Source organism: Erwinia sp. ErVv1 (assembly GCF_900068895.1).
Classification (GTDB): Bacteria; Pseudomonadota; Gammaproteobacteria; order Enterobacterales; family Enterobacteriaceae; genus Erwinia.
In genome coordinates, this window is sequence record NZ_CDPK01000004.1 from 362,771 (window position 1) to 363,006 (window position 236).

Below are 236 nucleotides of genomic sequence, written 5' to 3' on the forward strand. Positions count from 1 at the left end.
GCGACCAACAGCATGGTGGAATGCGCTAAGGACGGTGGTTCACAGCAGATGGCCGAAGGCTCCTCACGCGTATTTATCAACGGCCTGCCAGCTGCCCGTACAGGTGACCAGACCACCTGTGGCGGCAAAGTGATGATGGGTTCAGATAACGTCCGCATTGGCGGGGAGCCGGAACAGACACTGCCGATACAGTCAGAAGTCCCGGAAGGGCTGTATAAAGCCTCTGACCTGACGCT

The 236-nt window shown here is 58.1% G+C and carries 1 pseudogene; it reads left to right on the plus strand.

Features of this window, described 5'->3' with window-relative positions:
- Positions 1 to 153, plus strand: a pseudogene (locus A1830_RS23945) (PAAR domain-containing protein); the annotation flags it as partial.
- Positions 154 to 236 lie beyond the last annotated feature (83 nt).